Here is a 24,440-nt window from a genome sequence, read left to right on the forward strand (position 1 = left end):
CGTTCCTGCAGGCACTGTGATTATGCAAAGCCATCATGGGCGCAAGCTCTTCCCTGTCCCTCGGCCTGATTGCAGTATCGACATCCCGACTTCGCATAAAAGCGCACTTCGCATTACGGCGTTCATGAACATAAGAGCATGAACGCCGCAGCTGGTTGTTCGCCGACACCGTGCGCGGTGCCAACGCGAGCGCCAATCTCTATTCGCTGATCGAGACCGCCAAGGCCAACAACATCGAGCCCTATCGGTATCTCGTCGCGCTGTTCAAGAAGCTGCCGCTGGCGCAGACGGTCGACGACTACGAGGCGCTGCTGCCCTGGAACCTTGAACTCGGCGGCGCGTAGGCCGTCCTGCGCGCATCGGCTCTGACACCACGCGCAAGGGCGTGGTTTATTGACTGCTTACGGCGTGATGGACTCGATCAGCGCCACGCTTCTCAGCGCGCCTCGATGTACCTGCGGATCCGCCGCCGCGCAGGCACCGGCGGCCACAGAGATTTCATACCCGCAGTCTGCGGCTCACGTACCGTATTTTCACGACGGAATGGACCGCAACGCCGGGGCGATTGCCGACAGTGTCAAGCGACATCAGGAACTGACCCCCCGGGGGTCAGTTTCTCGTGTCGCCTGACAGACAGCTCCCAATCGGTGCCCGGTCGCAGGGTGTTTGATCTGGGCACGCTGTCCAATGCCGTTGAGCCTGAGCAAAGCGAGAACAGCCGATTTTCAATGAACAGGCTGATCGCCATTCACGGTGGAACCTTGAATGCGCGAAACTGTGCCGGCTTTCCGACCGCGTACGGGAGTTTCATCTCAAAGATGGACCCGCCCACGGGAGATCTTCGATATTGCACTTCGCCTGAGTGAGCCAAGACAATCGCCCGGACAACTGCCAATCCGAGCCCCGATCCCCCGTATTGCCGCAGACGTGACGGCTCATCGCGCATGAAGGGATCGAATGCCTGGCGTGCGAATTCAGGCGCGAGACCCGGGCCTTCGTCTTCTACCCTCAGCACCACATGGCTGGCGGTCGCCTCAAGCTCGACCTTGAGCTTACCGGGTTGGGCATAACGTCGCGCATTGTCGAGAAGCGCCATGAGGGCTTGTCGCAGCCGTGCGCCGTCGCAGCGCAGCACGATGTCCGATTGAGTCACCTCGACCGCCAGGCCGGCCTCAAAGAGTGCAGGGCTCATGGAATCGACCGTGCGCTGAACCTCGGCGCCGACGTGTACCGGTTCGATGCGCATTTCCAGGTGGCCACTGTCCTGCAAGGTGACGATGCGCAAATCGTCAACGAGCCGCGACAAGCCTTCCACTTGAGCCAAGAGGCCGTGGATCAGTTCTTCACTCGGCGGAAAGACGCCATCTTTGACGCCCTGCAATCGGCCCCGCAAGATCGTCAGTGGCGTTCTCAATTCGTGAGCGATGGCCGCATTCCACGAAGCCATGCTCGCGGCCATGTCCTGCAGTTTTGCCGCCATGACGTTGAAGTCATCGACGAGATGGGCCGTTTCACCAAGCGACCTGTCACCGGGGTTTGCCCGGACCGCAAGATCCCCCGCCGCAATACTGCGAGCGCTCTCCGCCAAAGAATTAAGCGGGGTGAGGATGCGCCGAGTCAATCGCAGCGCGATGACCACGGCCGCGATCAATCCCAGCATCAGGAACATCGCAACAATCAGGTAGTCGGGGCCTTGCGGAAGAAAGGTCTCCGGAGGTCCCGGAGGTGGGGGAAGAAACCGGAAAAGCAGCGCGTAGGCGATGAACGAGCCAACAAATCCGATGATTGTCGTGATTGCCGATACAAGACTCATCGACAGCACGATCTGGCGGCTAAGTCGGCCGGACATCAGGCCTCCGTCAGTCGGTAGCCCACACCGCGCGTACCCATCATCATTCCATGCGCTCCGGCCTGGTCGAGCTTCTTGCGTAGGTTGCTGACGTGGCTGTCTACGGTCCGCTCCAGCGCATCACCCCCGGGCAGGCAGGCGTCGACCAGCTCGCTTCGACTGAAAACACGGCTCGGTGATTTGCCCATGTGCGCCAGCAGCCGGAATTCGGTCAGCGTCAAACCAAGAGGGACGTCGCCTGTTTCGTGTATCACGCGCGCCGCATAGCCCTCCAGATCGATTTCTAACCGACCCAACCGGATCACGCTCACGGAAATGACTCCCCCGGCGCGGCGCAACACCGCCTGGGTGCGCGCGACAACTTCCACAGGATTGAAAGGCTTGACGATGTAGTCGTCTGCGCCGAAGCGCAAGCCCTGCAAGCGATCGATGTCCTGGTCCAAGGCGGTAAGCATGATCACCGGCGTGTGGCCGCGCCGACGCAATTCGGCCAGCACAGCCCATCCGTCCATCTTCGGCATCTTGACGTCCAACAACACCAAGTCTGGCTTCAGCACTCGATGAACCTCGATGGCTGTTTGACCGTCGTTGACCCGGTAGGTACGAAAACCCTCCCGCGTCAGATAAGCATCGAGTATCTCGGCGATTTCTGGTTCGTCTTCAGCGATAAGGATGAGCGAGTTGTTCACGGTTGGGCCTCAGTACCAACATTGTCGGACTACGGACGGCGCCGCGTCGAGGTTGGACGACTTGCCTCCACCAACTCTCCACGATTCCCCAACACTTCCTGAGTCCATCCCACCGAGGATGCGCAGGCCGCATGGGACGCTACCCGGACCCAAGACGGCAAAAAGACTTATCACGGAAAAATTTTGGCGCAGGAATGAACAGCAGCACGACAGTCAGGACCACCGCAGCGGCATTGCTGCTTCTCGCCCTTGCAGCATGCAAGCAAGCCGACGACGGCGCCTCCGTTTCGCAAGAAAGGCCTACTGTCAGCGTCGTGACTCTGCATGCGCAGTCGGTTCCGCTCACGGAGGAATTGGCCGGGCGCGTTGTCGCGTCGTTGGAGGCGGAGGTCCGTCCTCAGGTCGGCGGCATCATTCAGACGCGCCTATTCACAGAGGGCGGCGAGGTCAAGGCGGGCGCAGCCCTGTACAAAATCGATCCGGCCACCTATCAGGCCACCTACGACAGTGCCGTCGCTGCGCTCTTGAAAGCCCAAGCCGCTGTACCCAGCGCACAGGCCAAAGCCGATCGCAATAAGGACCTGGTCAGCCAGAAGGCGATCAGCACGCAGGACTACGAAGCAGCGGTCGAGGCCTTGGCACAGGCCCGGGCCGGTGTTTCCGCAGCCCAGGCCGCTGTACAGACGGCGAAGATCAACCTCGACTACACCACGATGACCGCGCCTATTTCCGGGCGCATCGGCAAATCGTCACTGACTCCTGGTGCGCTTGTCACCGCGGGCCAGGCAACTGCGCTTGCGACCATCCACCAGCTCGACCCCATCAACATTGACTTGACCCAGACCAGCTCCAGTTTGCTCAATCTGCGCCAGGCGATCAAGGCCGGACGCATCAAGGCCTCCGGCGCACACATCGACGTGACGCTCAAGCTAGAAAACGGCACGGTCTATCCACTGACAGGCAAATTGGCGTTCGCCGAGTCCAGCGTGAGCACCACAACAGGCTCCTATACGCTGCGCGCGACTTTTGCCAACCCGGACCGCCTGCTGCTGCCCGGCATGTATGTGCGCGCCGTCGTCGACAAGGGGGCGGCGCCGCAGGCCTTTCTCGTTCCTCAGCGCGCCGTCAGCCGCAATGCGCGCGGCGAAGCAACGGCGCTCTTTCTCAAGAACGGCAAGGTGGAGCAGCGCGTGCTGACTGCCGGTCGCTCTATCGGCAACGCATGGGTGGTCGAAAACAGCGTGACCGACGGTGACCAAGTGATTGTGGAAGGCAGTCAGGGTGTCCGTGAAGGAGATGCGGTCACATCGGTCAGCGTGGCGATAGATGAGGCGACGGGCCAGATCCGTCAAGCTAACCAGGGCGGCTCCCACAGTCAGCAGGCGCCGGCGGGATTGAGCGATGCTCAAGCCCTCACCAGCTCTGCCGCATTGGCGACCTCCAATCAACGCGATACGGCGAGCCGGGGCCAGTAATGTCGGAATTCTTTATCAAACGACCGGTCTTCGCCTGGGTCCTCGCCATCGTCGTCATGCTGGGAGGCCTGATGGCACTCCGCATGCTTTCGATATCGCAGTACCCGGAGATCGCGCCCACCACCATATCGATCAACGCAAGCTATCCCGGTGCGGATGCCCAGACCGTCGAAAACTCGGTCACCCGAATCATCGAGCAGGGCATGACGGGTCTCGACAATCTTCAGTACATGTCTGCGTCCTCCGACTCCGCAGGGTCGGTGGAAATCTCGCTGACCTTCAGCAACGCGGCGAATGCAGATGTAGCCCAGATGCAGGTGCAGAACAAACTCCAGCTCGTCACCTCTTTGCTGCCGTCTATTGTGCAGAGCACGGGGCTGACGGTGACCAAGTCGTCGTCCAGCTTCCTCATGGTGATCGGTTTCGTCTCGACGAATGGCAAGCTCACTGCGACCGACTTGGACGATTACGTCAACAGCACGTTGAACGAGACGATCAAACGGGTACCCGGGGTCGGCAAGACGCAGTTGTTCGGCTCCGGCTATGCCATGCGGATCTGGCTCAACGCCGAGCGTCTCGCGCAGCATGCGCTGATGCCCGGCGATGTCGAGACTGCCATCAAGGCGCAAAACACCCAGGTATCGGCCGGCCAGCTCGGCGCGCAACCCGCGCGCCAGGGGCAACAACTCAACGCGACGGTTACAGCCCAGAGCCGTCTGCAGACGGTCGAGCAATTTGGCAACATCATTCTCAAAAGCGCTACCGATGGGTCGGTTGTTCTTCTTCGAGATGTTGCCCGCATCGAGATTGGTGCCGAAAGCTACACCGGCAGCGCGACCTACAACGGCAAGCCGACGTCGGGCCTCGGCGTCAACCTCGCAACCGGCGCGAACACCATCACCACCGCCAAGGCTGTCAAGGCCGCGATCAGCGGGCTCGCAACAACTTTACCCGCTGGCGTGGAGGTCGTCTATCCCTACGAGACGACGCCATTTGTGACGCTCTCTATCAAAGAGGTGGCCAAAACGTTGGTAGAGGCCATCGTGCTCGTGTTCGTCGTGATGCTTGTGTTTCTTCAGAACGTACGCGCTACGCTCATCCCTACCCTGGCCATTCCAGTGGTTCTTCTTGGAACCTTCGGGGTCTTGTCCATCTTCGGGTACTCAATCAACACGCTGACGATGTTCGCGATGGTGCTCGCTATCGGCCTGCTCGTCGATGACGCCATCGTAGTGGTGGAAAACGTTGAACGCATCATGGCCGAAGAGAACCTCTCGGCGCGCGAAGCGACGCGCAAGTCAATGAAGGAAATCACCGGTGCACTGCTGGGTATCGCAGTCGTGCTGTCAGCCGTATTTGTGCCGATGGCATTCTTCGCAGGCTCGACCGGCATCATTTATCGCCAGTTCTCGGTCACGATTGTCTCAGCCATGGTGCTGTCGCTCATGGTTGCCTTGATCCTGACGCCGGCGCTGTGCGCATCGGTCCTAAAACCCCCGAAGCCTCATGGCCCGCAACGCGGATTCTTTGGCTGGTTCAATCGTACGTTCGAGCGCGGCTCGCAGCGCTATCGTAGCGGCGTAGAGAAGATTTTGACCCGCCGGAAGCGCTTTTTCATTGCCTTCGTAGGTATTGTGCTTGTCATGGCGTGGATGTTCGCGCGCCTGCCCAGTTCATTCCTGCCCTCTGAAGACCAAGGCATTCTGATCACGTCCGTACAGCTGCCGGCTGGGGCGATGCAGGACAGAACGCGAAAGGTGCTGGACCAGGTCACGGACTACTACCTCCAGCAGGAAAAGGATGCCGTCGACGGCGTCATGGCAGTCTCGGGCTTCGGGTTCGGCGGCGCGGGCCAGAACGTTGGCATCGTCTTCGTTCGCCTGAAGGACTTCGGCCAGCGCAAGTCGGCGAGCTTGTCCGCAAGCGCGCTCGCTGCACGCGCCACCACGGCGTTCGCCACGACAAAGGATGCCCAGGTATTCGTCCTTTTGCCACCTGCCATCGAAGGCCTTGGTTCGTCCAACGGATTCGACTTCTACTTGCAGGACGCTGGTGGGTTGGGCCGCGAACAACTCAGCACCGTCCGCGATCAGTTGCTCAGCGCCACAGCCAAGGATGCGAGCTTGCGCAACACCCGCCAGAACGGGCAGGAAGGCACGCCACAGTACGCCATCGATATCGACCCGGCGAAAGCGAGTGCGCTGGGCGTGAGCCTGGCCGACGTGAACACTACGTTGTCGACGGCTTGGGGTAGCAACTATGTCAACGACTTCATTGATCGGGGGCGCGTCAAGAAGGTGTACGTGCAATCCGATGCCGATTTCCGGATGCAACCCAAAGATTTGGACAACTGGCATGTACGCAATTCCAGCAACGCCATGGTGCCGTTTGCATCGTTTGCTAGCGGCCATTGGACCTTTGGTCCTGCTCGACTGGAGCGATACAACGGTTTGCCTGCCCTCCAGATTCAAGGGGAAGCCGCTGCGGGCGTGAGCTCGGGCACAGCCATGAGCGCGATTGATCGACTCGTCGCAAAGCTGCCCAAAGGCTATAGCCATGAATGGACGGGGCTGTCGTACCAGGAGCGCATGTCGGGCAGTCAGGCCACGTCGCTTTACGCGATCTCAGTGCTGGTGGTTTTCCTGTGCTTGGCCGCACTGTATGAGAGCTGGTCTATTCCCTTCGCCGTGATGCTATCGGTGCCAATCGGGATCGCCGGGGCACTTTTGGGAGCCCTGCTCTTCGACCAGTCCAATGACGTGTACTTCAAGGTCGGCCTGCTGACGACGATCGGCTTGGCGGCGAAGAACGCGATTCTGATCGTGGAGTTCGCGCTGGAGCGCCAAGCGCGCGGCGCGGGATTGGTCGAAGCCACGCTGGAAGCTGCCAAGCAGCGTTTGCGCCCCATTTTGATGACCTCGTTTGCCTTCATCCTGGGCGTCGCACCGCTGGCCCTGGCCACCGGCGCTGGCTCCGGCGCGCAACGGTCGATCGGCATTGGGGTGATGGGCGGCATGATCGCCGCCACCGTGCTGGGGATCTTCTTCGTGCCACTGCTCTTTGTAGGCGTGCGCGCTATTTTCAAACGGCAGTCGTCTCCCGATCTTGAACCAGACAACGGATTGCCTGCGAAGAATCCTGCCGCCGGTGATGTGACGAACCCAATATGAGCAAACGGAAAATGATCAGCACGAAGGCGACGGCGACGCATGGTCTCGCCCGCCCCCCCCACTCCCTGCCCCAACGCTGCGCACCCGTCATGACGTTGCTGGTCAGCATGTTCCTTGTGGCCGGCTGCGCCGTGGGCCCTGACTATCACGCACCGCCGGTCACATTGCCCGTCCAATGGGCCACGACGCAAGATCGCACACTGTCGTCCGCCGCACCGGACCTATCCCGATGGTGGACGCGTCTGGACGATCCGCTTTTGAATGCGCTTGTGGACGAGGCAGTAGCCGGCAATTTGGATGTGGCTACCGCGAGTGCCAAGATTCGTGAGGCTCGGGCCACTTACAACCAGGCGGCCGGCTCGTTGGTCCCATCGTTGACGAGCACAGCGTCCGCAACGCGGTCCGTCAGCAACGGCGTTGCGTCCGGCGGGACAACCGGCACGACATCTACCGGTCTCACGACCTCCTCAGGCGGCAATACGTTCAAGGCGGGGTTCGATGCGAGTTGGGAGTTGGACCTTTTTGGCGCCAACAGGCGCGCGGTCGAAGCGGCGGGATATGGCGTGGACGCCGCCCAGTGGAGTCTGCGTTCGACGCTGCTCACCCTGATCGGCGATATCACGTCCAACTACATTCAGGCGCGCGGCTACCAGACTCGTCTGGCATTGGCTCGCGACACCGTCTCATCGCAAGAAGAGACAGCACGGATCACGCAAGTCAAGTTTGACGCAGGCGCATCTTCCGGCCTGGATGCGGCCAATGCTACAGGCCAGGCGCAAACCACCAAGGCGGCGATTCCAACGTTGGAAAGCTCCTACGCACAGACCGTGCATAGCCTGTCTGTCCTGACGGGCCAGGCACCGGCTGCGCTGATGCAGCGTCTGCAGGCGGTTGAGCCGATCCCCACGCCACCGTTGCCAATCGCGCTCGGCATTCCTGCGAACGTGCTGCTCGCCCGTCCGGACGTTCTGCTGGCTGAACGCCAATACGCCCAATACACGGCCAAGATCGGCCAGGCAGAAGCGGCGCGCTACCCGAGCGTCAGCCTGACCGGCAGTCTGTCGACCTCTGGCAAACAGGTCGGCGACTTGGCGAAGCACTCTTCGATCGGTTGGTCATTCGGTCCGTCCGTGACACTTCCGCTTTTCAATGGCAGCAAGCTGAAGGCTACGGTGGATATCACCCGGGCCCAGCGTGATCAGTATTTCATCGCCTACCAGTCCTCTGTATTGGCCGCGCTGAAAGATGTGGAGAACGCTGCAGTCGGCCTGTCCCAGGAGACGGCGCGTGTCCAGAATCTGGAGGCCTCGGTCGATGCCTACCGCCAAGCGGCGAGCCTTTCCCAGCTCCTCTATCAGGCCGGCTCCACGGGCTTCCTTGATGTGCTGACGGCCCAGCGTTCGCTTTACACGTCGCAAGATGCGTTGATCCAGAGTCGGGTGCTGATCACCACCCAGTACATTGCGCTGAACAAGGCTCTGGGTGGCGGTTGGGACGGTGAGATCGATACGTCAACGCCGGCCGTCACTGACTCCTATACCGGGCCGCGTCTGTCCAGCGCCGAATGAGTACGGCTTTGCGTCGCTTGAGCTATAACCGGCAATGTTTAACCCTCCTCTGCGTCGATCAAGTTCATGATGCACGCGATCGAAGTGCGCAACGACCAGTCAATACTGCACACCCTCGATCAGCGAAAACAGAGGGTACTGAGGAGACGATCAGAGGGGCCGCCACGCAGAAGTCGAGCCACCAGGTCGGCAGGTAGCCAGCGCCCGCTGCCCCGCTCGGATCGTCTTTCGCCATGCCGGGCTGGACGTGCAGCCAGCAGCGAAAGGGGCCCGACGAGGCCCAGTCGCGCCAGTTGAATCGCAACTGCGCGAATGCGAAAGTGCGGATAAGGATGCACGGCCTTACCGCCCATAGGGTCAAGGGTCTGGTGAAAGCTCTCGGGAACCTGCGTCAGTTTAGGGAGTCGGTTCGGATCTTCGCCGACCGAATCGGAGCAGGTTCTAAGGCGCCTGCCCGCGGGACAGCAGCGCTGACGTGCGCCTTAAAGACGGCCTATCACCTAGGACCAGCAGATGAGGCGTCGCAGCCGCAACCGCCGAACTCATCAGATGCCCACCATAGGTCCTCCCGTGTGTTTCGGTTCACAGCGCAGACTGCGCTATTCTCTTGGATGGAGACCGTAAAACTGTCTGCTCGTCGAGGGACGCGTGCCGATGTTTGCTAGTCGGCGGCAGCAGCCAACGCCTGTGTGAGATCGTCCAAAAGATCGTCGCAGTGCTCAATCCCAACAGACAGTCGAACCATGTCCCGTGGAACCCCCGCCTCTTCAAGCTCTTTCTCGTCGAGTTGGCGGTGAGTTGTTGAAGCCGGATGACAGGCCAGGGACTTGGCATCGCCGATGTTCACCAGGCGGACGAACAATTTCAGAGCATCAATAAAACGCGCGCCGGCTTCGTGCCCTCCCTTTACCCCGAACGACAAGATCGAGGCCGGCCGCCCCCCCATGTAGCGTTTGGCCAATTCATGCTCGGGGTGGTCAGTCAGTCCAGCGTACTTTACCCATGACACCGCGGGATGCTCACGCAAGAACGTAGCAACCTTCAAAGCATTCTCAGTGTGACGCTCCATCCGTAGCGCAAGCGTTTCCAAACCCTGCAAGATCAGAAACGCATTGAACGGCGACAGCGCGGCCCCGGTATTGCGCAACGGCACGACACGGCACCTTCCAATGAACGCGGCAACTCCAAATGCTTCCGTGTAGGTGACGCCGTGGTATGACGGGTCGGGTGTGTTCAACATGGAAAATCGGGCTGCGTTCTCGCGCCAGGGAAAGGAACCCGAGTCGACAACGATGCCACCGATGCTGGTGCCATGACCGCCCATGTATTTCGTGAGGGAGTGCACCACGATGTCTGCGCCGTGTTCGAACGGTCTGCACAGCATCGGCGTGGCCACGGTGTTGTCGACGATGAGCGGGACGCCGTGCTTGTGCGCCACGTCGGCCAAGGCTCGGATGTCCACGATGTTGCCTGCGGGGTTGCCGATGGATTCGCAGAACACTGCTTTTGTCCTTGCATCGATCAACGCCTCGATGCCCGCCACATCGTCGTGGCCTGCAAAACGTGTCGTGATGCCGAAACGCGGGAGGGTGTGCGCGAACAAGTTGTACGTGCCTCCATAGAGCTTTGCAACCGAGATGATGTTGTCACCGGCTTCAGCGACCGTTTGAATCGCGTACGTGATCGCCGCCATGCCGGATGCAACGGCCAATGCGCCAACACCCCCTTCCAATGCAGCGACTCGTTTCTCGAGCACGTCGTTGGTCGGATTCATGATGCGCGTGTAGATGTTGCCCGCGACCTTCAGGTCAAACAGATCCGCACCATGTTGCGTGTCGTCGAACGCGTAAGCGGCCGTCTGATAGATGGGCACGGCGACGGACTTCGTCGTCGGGTCGGGGCTGTAGCCGCCGTGGATGGTGATGGTTTCCAGTTTCATAGGGTCTCCGGTGGGCTGAAACATGACCGCGTTGCGCCCGACGGCTCATGCGAATCAGTGAAGAATCTTTGACTTGGCTGGCGTACGCTGCGCTGTCGAGACAGGCCGCAAAACGTCGTCAGCGATATGGCTTTCTTGCCTGTTCGGCACGAGTCGGCACCTTTTTCTCGTCGGCGACCGTGGGCTTCGTTCTCGCCATCAATTTCCTGCGCAGCTTCTCCGCTTCCTCTCGCATGAGCGGTACCAGAGACTCCTGGCGCGCTTCGGGCAACCGGGTGTCGATCGCGCCGATGGAGAGCGCCGCATTGGGTTGACCGAACTGGTCATAAACAACGACGCCGATGCCCCAAGAACCAGGGTGCACCAGACCGCGGTGTGCTGCAAATCCCCTCGCCCGGGTTTCGACCACGAGCGTCTTCAGGCTGTCCACAGATATGGCCGGATACTTTTCTTTATAGATGAGGGCGTTGTCGGCAAGGATCGAATCAACTTCTTCATCTGGCAATGCAGCCAGGATGGCGATACTCCCTGCACCCACACCCAAAGGGTGCCGGTCGCCAACCGACAGCACATGAGCGCGAATGGGATAGTCGCCCTCTTCACGGTGCATGCAGACGGTGAAGTGTCCTCGGCGAACGGTCAAGAACGCTGTGTCTTGAGACACTTGGGCAAGACGCGCGACGCTGCTCTGCGCGAGTTGATGGATGCCGAACCGATCCTTCGCGAGTTCTCCGAGCACGTAGCTCTCATAACCCAGGTGGTAACGCTTGGTTGCGATGTCCTGCTCGACCAGTCCACCGCGAATCAACGCCAGCAGCAATCTGTGTACCGTCGGCTGCTTGAGCCCGCTCTCCGTCACGAGTTGACCGAGTGAAGCGCCTGCCGCGTGCAGCTTGGACACGTGCAACAGGACGGCGATGGCCCGGTCGATAGCCTGAGCCCCATCGGGGGCAGCGCCGCCTGCAGCAGTTCGGGCTCGTCTTTCCTGGTTCTCCATCTTTTCTCCGTGAGATTTTTTGATCCATATTATGGATATTCCAACTTTGCCAATTTTCTGCTATCAGGCCGATTTTCGACCTGCCCCCAAGGGAATTTAGGGTTAACGCCTACGTCAACCGCACGAAGTCCCAGTATGGTCGACATCAAGAATTTATATTTAGTCCATTATATGGACTTTACGCGCCTTAGCCAATTTGACTTGGACTTCCAACATGACGCAAACCCTTAAGGGCAAAACAGCCCTTGTATTCGGCGCTGGATTCAAGGGTGACGGCTGGAGCAATGGAAAGGCCACGGCGGTTGGCTATGCGCGCGCGGGCGCTTGCGTAGCGTGCGCGGACATCGACCTTGCCGCGGCAAAGGCCACCGCGGCGGTCATCGCCAGCGAAGGCCATCGGGCCATCGCCGTTCATAGCGACGTGAGGGACTCGGCATCGGTCGAAGCCGCCACGCGCTCTGCGCTGGCGTTCTCGGGGACCCTGGACATCCTTCACAATAACGTCGGTGTGACCCACATGGGCGGCCCCGTGGAATTGGATGAAAGCACCTTCCAGTTGTCGCTGGATCTGAACCTGGGTTCGGTGTTTCGCACGGTCAAGGCAGCCGTGCCGCACATGCTCAAACAAGGCAGCGGCGTCATCGTCAACATCTCTTCATTGGCAGCCTTGCGATGGACTGGCTACCCGTACTTCGTGTACTCGGCATCCAAAGCGGCCGTCAACCAAGCGACGGTCGCAATCGCCATGCAGTACGCGAGACAAGGCATACGAGCCAATTGCATCATTCCCGGCGCGATCGACACGCCCCTCATCTACCAGCAAATCGCTTCGCAGTACACATCGATTGAAGAGATGCTGGCTGCGCGCAATCGAATGGTGCCACTGGGACACATGGGCGATCCATGGGACATCGCTAACGCGTCCGTGTTTCTGGCGTCAGACCAAGCCAAGTTCATCACCGGTGTCTGCCTTCCGGTCGATGGCGGTCAAAGTTGCGCCACCGCTCCTCTGGGCTGACACCACCCATTCACGAAACCCCAGTCGAGGCGACACCTGGCAGAGGGGTTGCACGTTCGTCGACCCTTGCACCCGCCCAGCGCGGGCCAACACCAGCTGGCATGTCCACGCGCGCGACGCATCGCCACGCCAACGTGAGCCGCTGATCCGTGGCGGTGGGTCATGGGTTGATCACGCCACCGGGCGACATCCGAAGCTCAGCTTGTTGATCGCAAGGACCGCCCACGCGATCGCCTTTGGTGGTGACGGGCAGGCGAATTTCTCCAATGCGGTCGACAACGCGCACAGCTAAACGAGCTCGCCCGACTCCACCCCTCGGCGGCTCGGCGGCCAGTCACATGGAGCCGCTCCGACCTGAGTCCAAAAACCAGTTTTGACCATGTGAAAGATGATCAATAAAAGTCCATATTATGGATTTATATATAAATTATTTTCTTGCTTGCCAAGTGATTTGAAATGAAAACCCATGGTAAACCCCGAGATTCCTAGCTGTTTTCTAGGAATAAAGTCGGTTCTTGGCAGATGCGCAGCAGCAAATCAAGAATCCATATTATGGACTTTAAATAACATTTAAAAGTCCACAATATGGTTTCACTAGTCAAGCACCCAAGCTTTAGCTCACGGCCCTAATTGCTCCTCACCCGACAACCATGCTCACCACCCTCGTACAACCAGGAACTCCCGAGACCCAGCGACTGGAATCCATAGAGGGCCCGCTGCACAGCGTCCGCTTCAACGTTGCCGCTGGGGCAACTCTGCTTGCAGGAATCAGCCAGGGGATGCATCACGCAGGCATTCGCAGTGGGACGCTTCGGATGGCGGACTTCGATGTGCACGCCCTGCACTATGTTCGGCCGACCGAGACGGACGACGACGAGCACGTGGCGTTCTACAGCGCGACCCACCGCATCGACGCACCGGTCCGCGTCCTGTTGGCGGTGGCGACTTTCGGTGAGAAGGATGGCCAGCCATTCGTGCATTGCCACGCGCTGTGGACGGATGACGAAGGCAGGGTCAAAGGCGGCCACCTGCATAACGACTGCGTGCGGGTGTGCGAAGACACGCCAGCGACAGCTTGGGGTCTGGGCAATGCCGCAATGTCAGTTGAATTCGATGCGGAGACAAACTTCAGCTTGTTCCGCCCCCGCGCGGTGCAGGAGCGGCTCCCACCGCCCCGGAACGCGTCGCGCTGCGTGATCGCAAAAGTCCGTCCAAACGAGGATTTGCTAATCAGCATTGAACGCGCTTGCGAGCGCTACGGGATCCACCGGGCGCGCGTCGCTGGCAGCGTGGGCAGTGTGGTTGGTGCAACGTTCACCGATGGCCGAAGGGTATCGGACATCGCCACCGAGATCCTTGTGATCTCTGGGCACGTGGAGCCCGATGCCGAGGGGCCATGCGCTCAGTTGCGCATCGCACTGATTGACCCCAGAGGCGATGTCCATTTCGGAGATCTCGCCCGCGGGGAAAACGCCGTTTTGATCTGCTTCGAACTGGTCCTCGTTGAGGTCTGACAGTGGCTCGATATACCCTTTCCCACTGGGGCCTGTACGAGGTCGAGAAGACGGCCGCTGGAGAGCCGTCCATCGCCGCGTACCGGCACGATCCAGATCCATCGGCCATCGGACTGCACCAATTTGCGCCCGAACTTTCCCGGCTTCGTGTCCGCAAACCAGCGGTGCGCAGAAGCTGGCTTGAGAACGGGCCTGGCGCCAACCCCGAACTCAGAGGTCGGGAACCGTTCGTCGAAGTCGAATGGGAAGAGGCCTTCAGTTTGGTGGCCGCCGAGATCGAGCGCGTGCGCACGACCCACGGCAATTCGGCAATCTTCGGCGGGTCTTATGGCTGGGCCAGCGCCGGGCGCTTTCACCATGCCCAGAGTCAAATCCACCGCTTCCTAAACGCCGCAGGCGGTTATGTGCGCCACAAGGACTCGTACAGCCTTGGGGCGGCGCACGTGATCATGCCGCACGTGGTAGCAGGCATGGACGAGCTCATCAGCATCCACCACACGTGGGATGTTCTCGCTGAACATACCAAACTGCTTGTGACCTTTGGCGGCGTGCCCCGCAAGAACGCCCAGTCATCTCCCGGCGGCGTGGGACGCCACAGGGTTCGCGACGGGCTCGCGTCTTTGCACCGAGCCGCCGTGCGAATCGTCAACTTGGGGCCCGTCAACGACAACATCGAGACGGGCGGCCCGATCGAATGGATCCAGTTGCGGCCCAACACCGACGTCGCGATGATGATGGCGCTGTGCTGGGTGCTGCGCGACGAGAAACTGCACGACGTCGATTTCTTGAGTCGGTACTGCGTGGGGTATATCAATTTCGAGGCGTACCTACTGGGCGCCACGGATGGCATTGCGAAGACGCCGCAATGGGCTGCGACCATCACCGGCGTTCCCGCCGAAGTAACGTACCAATTGGCCCGCGACATGGCCAAAAACCGGACCATGCTCAATGTGGCGTGGTCGCTGCAGCGTGCCGAACGGGGCGAGCAGCCCTTCTGGGGTGTGGTGACTCTGGCTTGCATGTTGGGTCAGATCGGGCTGCCCGGAGGCGGGTTCGGCGCAGGCTACGGACCTGCCAACACAATGGGAACACCCCATCGCAAGATCGGTGGCCCCACCCTGTCGCAAGGCTTCAACCCCGTGACGCAGTTCATCCCAGTGGCGCGGATTGCAGACCTGCTGATTCACCCGACCGAAGCCTTCACTTACAACGGGACCACCTACACGTACCCTGACATCCGAATGGTGTACTGGGCCGGCGGCAACCCGTTTCATCATCATCAGGATCTGAATCGGCTGGTGAAGGCATGGCAACGGCCTGAAACGATCGTGTTCCACGAACAATACTGGACCGCCGCTGCGAAGTTTTCAGACATTGTGCTGCCCGCGACGACCTCCCTGGAACGTGACGACATCGGTTATGCATCGCAAGAGGGCGTGCTGGTCTGGATGTCAAAAACGACTGAGGCCGTGGGCTATGCGCTCAGCGACTACGACATCTTCGCCGGGATTGCCAGCAAGCTGGGGTGCGCCGACGTGTTCACCGAAGGACGCTCGGCCGACGCATGGCTGAGGGTCATGTACGAAGATCTGGTGCCCAAGTACGACCGCGTCGGCATCGCGCTTCCGGACTTCGAAGCGTTCAAGGAACTGGGACTGATCGATCTGGACGCATCCGGGTCCAGTCACGTCATGTTCAGCGCCTTTCGCGAAGACCCGCTAACCCACCCTCTCAAGACGCGCTCTGGCTTGATTGAGATCACTTGCCGCGATATCGAATCGTTCCAATTGAGCGATTGCGTCGGTCACGCGGCCTGGCTTGCCCCGACCGAATGGTTGGGATCAGATCTGACGGGCAAGTACCCATTGCATCTGTTGACGGACCAGCCCCGCAACAAGTTGCACAGCCAGCTGGATGCGAGCCCGCACAGCATGGCCTCGAAGGTACACGGCCGCGAACCTGTTTACCTGAGTGCCGACGACGCGGGCGCTAGAGGCATCCAACACGGTGATCTGGTGCGCGTATTCAATGACCGAGGCGCCTGCCTGGCCATCGCCACCGTTTCGGCCGACGTGATGTCAGGCGTGTGCCGTATCTCCACAGGCTCCTGGTACGACCCCGATCCAGACACTGGACTCGACAAGCATGGCAATCCCAACGTCCTGACGAACGACGTTCCGGCCTCAGGACTGTCGCAAGGCTGCGCTGCCCAATCGTGCCTCGTTCAATTGGAGCGCTTCACCGGCGAGCCGCCGCCAGTGACCGCCTTCGAACTGCCCGCCTTTGCCGACCGGGCGGATGACAGCGGCATCTGACGGCTTTGCCTTTCACCATTTTCACAAGGAGACATGTCATGTATCAACTCTCACGTCGCAAGATGTTTGGCGTCGCAACCGGCACAGCACTGGGCTTGGCTGGCTGGGGCCAGTCGCGTCCGGCACACGCTGCGGATTTCACATTGAAGTACGCCAACAACGCGCCCGCAGCCCACCCCCTCACGGTCCGCATGAAGGAAGCCGCGGAAGCCATCCGCGCTGAGACCAATGGCAAAGTGGACCTGCAGGTGTACTTCAATAGCCAGCTTGGCGGCGACACCGACATGCTCGCCCAATTGCGTGCGGGTGGCTTGGATTTCTTCACGCTTTCACCCCTGATCCTTTCGTCCATGGTGCCCAAAGCGGCCATAAGCGGCATCGGGTTCGCGTTCTCGGACTACCAGAAAGTGTTCAGCGCGATGGACGGCGAGCTTGGCGCGTTCGTGCGTGCAGAGATCAGCAAAACCGGCCTGCATCCCTTCGAAAAGATTTTCAACAACGGCTTCCGGCAAATCACGACGTCCACGCGCGCGATCCATCAACCGGCTGATCTTAAGAATCTCAAGATCCGCGTCCCACCTGCGCCCCTGTGGACGTCGATGTTCAAGAGCTTCGATGCGGCACCACTGTCGATCAACTTTGCCGAGGTCTATTCCTCACTGCAGACCAAGATCGCTGACGCGCAGGAAAACCCGCTTGTGACCATCGATTCGGCCAAGCTATACGAAGTCCAGAAGTTCCTGTCAAAGACCAACCACATGTGGGACGGATTTTGGTTCCTAGCAAGTGGCAAGACTTGGAACAAGCTGCCGGCGGACGTGCGCCAGGTCATCGAAAAGCATGTGAACCGCTGCTGCCTGCTGCAGCGCGAAGACGTCATCTCGCAGAACGTGTCGCTCGAAAAACACGTTGCCGACAGCGGTCTCGCCATCAACAGCGTGGACAGCACGCCGTTCCAGGCGAAGCTCAAGTCAGCTGGTTTCTACAAAGAGTGGCAGACCCGGCTGGGCGACCCGTTGTGGGCCTTGTTGGAAAAAAGCGCTGGCGCTTCGCTCTAAAACTCATGAAGCCCGCCGTGGCGGGCTTCCATCCGCGTACCCATCAAGGATGTTGCGATGAAAACAGCCATTCCCATTCCCATTGGTCACCCCACAGGGCTCTCACGCTTCGCGGCCAGCCTCGATGCAAGGATGCGTCCCCTGATCGAAGTCCCGTGCGCTCTGCTCGTGGTGATAGATATCGTCGTACTGTCCATCGGCGTGGCCAGCCGGTACGTGTTCCACAGCCCACTGGTTTGGTCAGACGAGCTTGCCGCGATGGTCTTTCTTTGGCTCGCCATGCTCGGTTCCGTCGCCGCCTTCCAGCGCGGCGAGCACATGCGCATGACTGCGCTTGTAGGGAAACTCAAACCCAACACGCGAGCTTTCGTTGACGTGATCGCCATCGTTGTGCCGATCACGTTCCTGCTCCTGGTGCTTCACCCTTCGTACGAGTTCGCTTCCGACGAGGTGATGATGACTACTCCCGCTCTGGAGGTGTCGAACGCGTGGCGCGCGGCCGCACTGCCGGCCGGTTTTGCGCTTATGACGGTGGTCGCATTCCTCAAACTGGCCCAGGTGACCAGTGTGCGCCACCTCGTCAAGGCGGTCGCCACCGTGGCAATCATCGTCGCCGCGTTCTGGTTGCTGCAGCCCGTCTTCGCGAAACTCGGCAGCGCCAACCTGTTGATCTTCTTCGTGGGATTGGTCGCCGTGATGGTCTTGACGGGCGTCCCGATTGCATTCGCGTTTGGGCTTGCCACCTTCGCCTACCTCGGTCTTACTACGGCGACACCGACCGTCATCGTGGTAGGTCGTATGGATGAAGGCATGGGACATCTAATCCTATTGGCCGTCCCAATGTTTGTGTTTCTCGGTCTTCTGATTGAAATGACGGGCATGGCCAAGGCCATGATCGGCTTTCTGGCCAGCCTGCTCGGCCACGTTCGCGGCGGACTCAACTACGTGCTGATCGCCGCGATGTACCTTGTATCGGGCATTTCAGGATCGAAGGCCGCGGACATGGCGGCCATCGCCCCAGTGTTGTTTCCCGAAATGAAGAAGAGGGGCGCCAAACCGGGCGACCTCGTGGCGCTGCTCTCAGCAACCGGCGCACAGACGGAAACAATTCCGCCCAGCTTGGTGTTGATCACGATCGGCTCTGTGACGGGGGTTTCCATCGCGGCGCTTTTCACAGGCGGATTGCTGCCGGGCGTGGTGCTCGGAGTGGCGCTATGCGCGCTGGTTTGGTGGCGCTATCGCGGCGAGAACCTCGACGACGTGCAACGCGCCACCAAACGCGAGATATGGAAGGCCTTCCTGGTCGCGCTGCCGGCGATGGCCCTGCCCTTCATCATCCGGGCCGCAGTGGTAGAGGGCGTGGCAACCGCCACGGAAGTCTCGACGATTGGGATCGTTTACGCCTGCCTGATGGGCATTCTCGTGTACCGCCAGTTCAAGCTGTCGCGGCTGTTCCCGATGCTGGTAGACACCGCGTCCCTGACCGGGGCCATCCTGCTCATCATCGGCGCGGCCACCGCCATGGCATGGGCGTTGACGCAGTCCGGCTTTTCCGCGTCGCTCGCGCAATACATGTCCAGCTTGCCCGGTGGTGCGCCCGTCTTCATGGCGGTGTCCATCGTCGCCTTCATTGTGTTGGGAAGCGTGCTCGAGGGAATTCCGGCTGTGGTGCTTTTCGGCCCCCTTCTCTTTCCCATCGCCAAGGCCGTGGGGATCCACGAAGTGCACTACGCGATGGTGGTCGTGCTCTCCATGGGCCTCGGCCTCTTCGCTCCGCCTTTCGGCGTGGGCTACTACGCCGCATGCGCAATCAGCAAGATCCATCCCGACGAAGGCATCCGCCCGATCGTTGGTTACATGGTGGCGCTGTTTATCGGCGTGGTCGTCGTCGCAGCGGTGCCCTGGATCTCGATCGGCTTCCTCGCCACATCACAACCCTAAAAGGAAGGTATTCATGAAACTCCCCAAGACAGAGCGGTTGCGCGACTTGGCAGCGCGAGCGTACAAGGTTCGAATCAACGCGCTACGCATGGCAGAGATCCACGGCCAGGGCTACATCGCCCAGGCGCTGGGCGTGGCCGATCTGCTAGCCGTCACGTACCTCGACTCGATGCAGACTCGGCCACAAGAGCCGAAATGGGAGGACCGCGATCGCTTCCTCCTGTCGGTCGGACACTACGGCATCGCCCACTACGCGATCCTGGCTGAGGCCGGATACATCAGCGAAGATGAACTCGACACGTACGGATGCGACGACAGCCGTCTCCCGATGTCGGGCATGTCGGGCTATACCCCCGGCGCAGAAATGTCCGGGGGCTCCATTGGCCTCGGCTTACCAATGGCGGTAGGCATGGGTCTTGGACTGAAACGCAAGAATAACAAGGCGTTCGTCTACACGTTCATGGGCGACGGAGAGATGGCCGAGGGTCCGACCTGGGAAGCAGCGGCCGCCGCGTCGCACTTCGCGCTGGACAACATCATCGGCATCGTTGACTTCAATGGCGTCCAAGCCGATGGCCCGAGTACCCAGATATTCAAGACGGAACCACTGACCGACAAGTTCCGCGCTTTCGGCTTCCACGTACAACGCGTGGACGGGAACGACCTGGAGGCCCTCGTCGATGCGTTTGAAATGGCGCGTAATCTGAAAGACGTCGTGCCTCGAATCATCATCTGCGACACGAAGATGGGCAAGGGTGTGGACTTCTTGGAGAAGCGCGAGAAAAACCATTTCATCCGCCTGGAAAAACCTGAGTGGTCGTCAGCGTACGAGCGCCTTGGCGCATTGAGGAAAGAAGTAGCATGAACAACAGCACCGTGATGGAACAAACAACAGTCCAAGCGCCGAAGCCCATGGCGCAAATCGCTTCGAACGTCGAAGAAGGGCATCGCGTCCGCGCCACGCCCTTCGGCAAGGCACTGGTCGCCCTGGCCGAATCGGATCCGCGCATCGTGGGCATGAGCGCAGACCTGGCCAAATACACCGACATGCACATCTTCGCGCAGGCCTTCCCGGACCGCTTCTACCAAGTCGGGATGGCCGAGCAGCTGATGGCAACGGCGGCGGGAGGATTGGCAAAGGAAGGCTTCGTCCCTTTTGCTTCGACCTATGCGACTTTCGCATCGCGCCGCTGCTATGACTTCATGTCGCAAGCTGTCGCGGAGCAAAACGCCAACGTCAAGCTGATCGGCGGCCTGCCTGGCTTGACCACAGGCTACGGCCCAAGCCACCAGGCGACAGACGACCTCGCCATTTTTCGCGCGATGCCGAACCTGGTCGTGATAGATCCGTGCGACGCGCTGGACATCGAACAAATCGTGCCTGCCATCGCAGCCTATCCCGGCCCCGTCTACATGCGAGTGCTGCGCGGCAATGTGCCATTGGTCCTTGACGAGTACGACTACAAGTTCGAGCTCGGCAAGGCCAAGGTCCTGCGAGGCGGCCGTGACGTTGTCATCATCGCGACCGGGTTCATGACGATGCGGGCGTTGGATTCGGCCAAGGAGCTGGAGAAAGATGGCATCGACGTGAGCGTTGTGCACGTGCCCACCGTCAAGCCGCTGGACGAAGCGACGATCATTGCGGAAGCCAGCAAGGGCGGCCGCCTGGTCGTGGTGGCGGAGAACCACACGACCATTGGCGGATTGGGCGAAGCGGTTGCGGGCACGCTGATGCGCGCACGCGTGTCGTGCTCGTTCCACCAGATTGCCTTGCCAGATGCGTTTCTGCACGCGGGATCCTTGCCAGTCCTTCAGGATCGGTACGGCATCTCACGCAAGGCCATGATGGCCAGCATCAAGAACTGGCTATAAGGCTTCCACCTCGCCGTTCGCGTCTGCGGGCGTTCAGGGGGCGGGCGCCCGCCCCTGAGCGGGCCCATCGCCATCTCAACAAGGATTCGCCATGAATCACCAAGATCGTGTTTGCATCGTGACCGGGGGTGCCAGTGGCATCGGGCGTTGCATCGTAGAGAAATTTGCGCTTGAGGAGAAGGCGACGGTGTGCTTGCTCGATCGCAATGCCGAGAGCGCCCACGCTGTGGCGGAGTCGGTCCGCGCGTCAGGGGGAACGGTCCATCCCTACGCGGTGGACTTGTCCAACATCGCCGCCATCGAGCGCGTTTTCTCGGATCTGGTCGCCGCCGTGGGCGGCCCGCAGATTTTGATCAACTGCGCCGGCTTCGCATCGGTGGAAGCTGCTGCCACTTTCAACATTAACAACTGGCGCAAGAGCATGGACATCAACGTGACGGCAGCCATGCGCCTTTCCCAACTGTGCATCGCCACCATGCGCGAGCATCGATGGGGACGCATCGTGAACATCTCGTCTGTCAGCGCCGATCTAGCAGGAACCGGCCGCCTCGCCTATGGCACGTCCAAAGCAGCGCTCAACGCCATGACGCGCCAGTTCTCGGTCGAGGTGGCACAAGATGGCATCACGGTCAACGCGGTCGCGCCCGGCCCGGTCCAGACGTCGCTGACCGGCGAGAACCATGGTGGCAGCACGGCCGACATCTACAAGAGCATGATCCCAATGGGACGTTACGGCTCCATGGAGGAGATCGCCCACGCCGTGTCGTTCCTTGCCTCCACCGGCGCCAGCTACCTAACTGGCCACACCCTGCCCGTCGATGGCGGATTCCTGGCGAGCGGCATCATCGTCCGCGACCTTTTCAACAACGCTTGAAAAGCACCCCGGCTACCCCTGATACGTCGAAGGCGATCCCGTGGACGGGGGACGGCCTGACGCTCGGCGGCTTGGCACCGCGATCCAGCCATGTTCCTAAGGCGTTCGCCCAACGGTCGCCTGATCTCAGGCTCGTTACGAGGTGCATGGACCTTCTAGTTTTGCGACGCGTGGTGAAGCGTTTGCGCGGTCCACACCACAGGTTTCTGACGAACGGATGGAGCCATGCACATCGGGGTATGCAAGTAAACAACGCGAGCTGAGACGCGCGTCGCCGTCACGGCTGAACTGCGAAAAGCTCGTGGGGCATCGTTGTACCGATCATCGGCGGGTGGTTGCTTCAGGCGGGCGGCTGGCACGCCAGCTTCTGGGCTCTCGCCGGCGTGAGCTCAGCCAAGCTCCTATGGGTGTGGCGCCGATGCCCGGAGTCACTGCCGGTGCAACCGACGCGCCACCGAACCTCAGACCCAAGCATCTCAGGGATTCTTCATCCGACTATCGCTGCGACGACCCCCTGCCGCTCCGGTGGCAGCCAGTGAGCTGATCTCCGTCAGTGCTGGCCCCTCGACGACCGCTTCTTCAAATACCTCAGGTCAAAAACATTCCCGCTTTGTACCAGCAAGCGCGCCATCGTTTTGAGCTCCCCGCGTTGCAATTTCTGCGATGTTGTCAGGGGCAACGCTGCAACAAAAGCGATGTAACCCGGAACCTTGAAGTAGGTCAACTTCTTACCCGCAGAGTCGAATATCTGCCGAGCGGTGTCGATCGTCGGCGCGACCCCCTCGGCCAGTTCAATGCAAGCCATCACCTCTTCGCCTCGCAACTCGTCATCGACTGGCCCCACACCAACGGCTCGCACCCCGGCGATCTGGTTCAACACGCCCTCCACTTCCAGCGACGCAATGTTTTCTCCGCTGCGACGAACAATGCTCTTGCTACGATCCACGAAGTGCAACGACCCGTCATCGCCTTCGCGCACCATGTCGCCAGTGCGGAACCATCCATCGGACCAAGCCTCCTCCGTCAACACGGACTGACCTGCGTAGCCGCTGAAGAATCCCCCTCGCGCATCCTCGCCAGCGGCGCGCACCTGCAATTCGCCAGTCGCGCCCTTGAGGACCTGATTGCCGTCGGGTGTTACCAAGCGATATTCCATTGCATTGGTGGGCCGGCCGAAACACCGAGTCCCCACATGGCGCGGCTCCTCGCTTGCTACCATGGCTGCACCCGCCCCCACCTCAGTCATCGACCAAGATTCGAGCAGCGGAAAACCGAAACGCTCCTCGAAGGCCTTGTGGTGGGATGGATGAACGCCCGCACCAAATCCGAAACGCAGCGCGTGACGTCGCTCGTGCTCTCCCTGCGGGATTTGCAGGAGCATGGCAGGCATGACACCCAGATAGTGAACGATCGTCGCGCGGCTCTCGGCTACGACCTGCCACCATGATCGAGGGTGAAAGCGATCCAGCTGTACGATGCAGCCGCCCGACAGCACCATGGCCATGGTCGAGCAGGCCAGAGCGTTCATGTGCGTGAGCGGCAACGGCGTGATCAGCCGCTCCTCTCCGTTGCGAACGTGGCACAGCCCGCCGACGTTTATGTACCACGTGCCGAAGGCCAGGAAATAGCGGTTCGACAACATGCACCCCTTGGGCGCACCGGTGCTGCCGGACGTATAAACGAGCGAGCACTCGTCGCGCCCGGAATTTGGTGACGCCTGCAGGCAATGCGGCGGATCGCTATCGATCACATGCACTGGAAGAGTCGGAGCCGCGGCCTCGAGCAGGGCGCGTCGCTCGGGCAAGGCCACGGCCATGGCCACACCGCTGTCGCGCACGACATGAGCCATGTCCGCAGTGCTGCCTTCCGCATTGAGTGGCACGATCGAGATGCCCAGCGCATTGAGCGCCAGCCAATGCACGAAGAAATCCGCCCGATTGTCCAGCAGCAGAGCCACACGATGGCCCGTTCGCAGGCCGCTCTCGCGATAAGAGGGGACTAGCGACTCGGTCAAGCGCGCGGCCTCACCATAGGTCAGATCCAGTGGACCGCGGGCGTAGCTAGCAGCGGCGGTGGCTGGAATGTGAACGAACGGAGCCTGAGGAGTGCGATCCGCGGTTTGACGAAAGGCTTGATAAACGGAGCTGGGGGCGTTCAACAT

Annotated in this window: 16 protein-coding genes and 1 pseudogene; 12 read left to right on the plus strand and 5 right to left on the minus strand. The window is 60.6% G+C overall.

Going from position 1 to position 24,440, the window contains the following annotated elements; all coding sequences use genetic code 11:
• Positions 1-143: 143 nt before the first annotated feature.
• Positions 144-344 (plus strand): annotated as a pseudogene (locus ACSFBF_RS26850) (transposase domain-containing protein); the annotation flags it as partial.
• Between the two features lie 404 nt (positions 345-748).
• Here ACSFBF_RS26850 and ACSFBF_RS26855 read toward each other — a convergent pair.
• Both ACSFBF_RS26855 and ACSFBF_RS26860 read right to left on the minus strand, forming a co-directional pair.
• Entirely contained in the window at positions 749-1,849 is a 1,101-nt protein-coding gene (locus tag ACSFBF_RS26855; RefSeq protein ID WP_435460558.1) for an ATP-binding protein, read from the minus strand.
• Positions 1,849-2,538 (minus strand): response regulator, encoded by a 690-nt coding sequence (locus ACSFBF_RS26860; RefSeq protein WP_435460559.1) that lies wholly within the window; start codon positions 2,536-2,538, stop codon positions 1,849-1,851. Before ACSFBF_RS26860 ends, ACSFBF_RS26855 begins: the two co-directional genes overlap by 1 nt.
• A gap of 194 nt (positions 2,539-2,732) precedes the next feature.
• Here ACSFBF_RS26860 and ACSFBF_RS26865 point away from each other — a divergent pair, with 194 nt between their 5' ends.
• The 3 genes from ACSFBF_RS26865 (at position 2,733) to ACSFBF_RS26875 (ending at position 8,751) form a co-directional block, all read left to right on the plus strand.
• Positions 2,733-4,013: an efflux RND transporter periplasmic adaptor subunit gene (locus tag ACSFBF_RS26865; protein WP_435460560.1), complete on the plus strand. Its 1,281-nt coding sequence runs from the start codon at positions 2,733-2,735 to the stop codon at positions 4,011-4,013.
• Complete coding sequence (locus tag ACSFBF_RS26870; protein ID WP_435460561.1) at positions 4,013-7,183, plus strand: efflux RND transporter permease subunit; 3,171 nt, start codon at positions 4,013-4,015, stop codon at positions 7,181-7,183. The genes ACSFBF_RS26865 and ACSFBF_RS26870 overlap by 1 nt, the downstream gene beginning before the upstream one ends.
• Positions 7,184-7,272: 89 nt before the next feature.
• Positions 7,273-8,751, plus strand: coding sequence for an efflux transporter outer membrane subunit (locus ACSFBF_RS26875; protein WP_435460562.1), 1,479 nt, complete (start codon positions 7,273-7,275; stop codon positions 8,749-8,751).
• Between the two features lie 661 nt (positions 8,752-9,412).
• Here the strand turns inward: ACSFBF_RS26875 and ACSFBF_RS26880 are convergent.
• The gene (locus tag ACSFBF_RS26880) at positions 9,413-10,690 is read right to left on the minus strand and encodes a bifunctional O-acetylhomoserine aminocarboxypropyltransferase/cysteine synthase (protein ID WP_435472387.1); all 1,278 of its coding nucleotides are present in this window, start codon (positions 10,688-10,690) and stop codon (positions 9,413-9,415) included.
• A 118-nt stretch (positions 10,691-10,808) separates the two neighbouring features.
• On the minus strand, positions 10,809-11,687 hold the full coding sequence (locus ACSFBF_RS26885; RefSeq protein ID WP_435460564.1) for an IclR family transcriptional regulator: 879 nt from the start codon (positions 11,685-11,687) through the stop codon (positions 10,809-10,811).
• 214 nt (positions 11,688-11,901) lie between these two features.
• Between ACSFBF_RS26885 and ACSFBF_RS26890 the strand changes: the two genes are divergently transcribed.
• From ACSFBF_RS26890 to ACSFBF_RS26925, 8 genes are all read left to right on the plus strand, one after another.
• Positions 11,902-12,705, plus strand: a complete 804-nt coding sequence (locus tag ACSFBF_RS26890) for an SDR family NAD(P)-dependent oxidoreductase (protein WP_435460565.1) — start codon at positions 11,902-11,904, stop codon at positions 12,703-12,705.
• A gap of 650 nt (positions 12,706-13,355) precedes the next feature.
• Positions 13,356-14,219 carry a PCC domain-containing protein gene (locus ACSFBF_RS26895; protein ID WP_435460566.1) on the plus strand — a complete coding sequence of 288 codons (864 nt, stop codon included), beginning with the start codon at positions 13,356-13,358 and terminating at the stop codon, positions 14,217-14,219.
• A gap of 2 nt (positions 14,220-14,221) precedes the next feature.
• Positions 14,222-16,534, plus strand: coding sequence for a molybdopterin-dependent oxidoreductase (locus tag ACSFBF_RS26900; RefSeq protein WP_435460567.1), 2,313 nt, complete (start codon positions 14,222-14,224; stop codon positions 16,532-16,534).
• A 38-nt stretch (positions 16,535-16,572) separates the two neighbouring features.
• Positions 16,573-17,592: a TRAP transporter substrate-binding protein gene (locus tag ACSFBF_RS26905; RefSeq protein ID WP_435460568.1), complete on the plus strand. Its 1,020-nt coding sequence runs from the start codon at positions 16,573-16,575 to the stop codon at positions 17,590-17,592.
• Positions 17,593-17,649: 57 nt separating this feature from the next.
• On the plus strand, positions 17,650-19,533 hold the full coding sequence (locus ACSFBF_RS26910) for a TRAP transporter large permease (RefSeq protein ID WP_435460569.1): 1,884 nt from the start codon (positions 17,650-17,652) through the stop codon (positions 19,531-19,533).
• Positions 19,534-19,546: 13 nt separating this feature from the next.
• A complete protein-coding gene (locus ACSFBF_RS26915; protein WP_435460570.1) occupies positions 19,547-20,398 on the plus strand; it encodes a transketolase in 852 nt (283 codons plus the stop codon).
• Positions 20,395-21,405, plus strand: coding sequence for a transketolase family protein (locus ACSFBF_RS26920; protein ID WP_435460571.1), 1,011 nt, complete (start codon positions 20,395-20,397; stop codon positions 21,403-21,405). Before ACSFBF_RS26915 ends, ACSFBF_RS26920 begins: the two co-directional genes overlap by 4 nt.
• A 91-nt stretch (positions 21,406-21,496) precedes the next feature.
• Positions 21,497-22,279, plus strand: coding sequence for an SDR family NAD(P)-dependent oxidoreductase (locus ACSFBF_RS26925; protein WP_435460572.1), 783 nt, complete (start codon positions 21,497-21,499; stop codon positions 22,277-22,279).
• A gap of 550 nt (positions 22,280-22,829) precedes the next feature.
• Here the strand turns inward: ACSFBF_RS26925 and ACSFBF_RS26930 are convergent.
• Complete coding sequence (locus tag ACSFBF_RS26930) at positions 22,830-24,440, minus strand: AMP-binding protein (RefSeq protein WP_435460573.1); 1,611 nt, start codon at positions 24,438-24,440, stop codon at positions 22,830-22,832.

This window comes from Variovorax nivicola (genome assembly GCF_051216475.1).
GTDB lineage: Bacteria > Pseudomonadota > Gammaproteobacteria > Burkholderiales > Burkholderiaceae_C > Variovorax.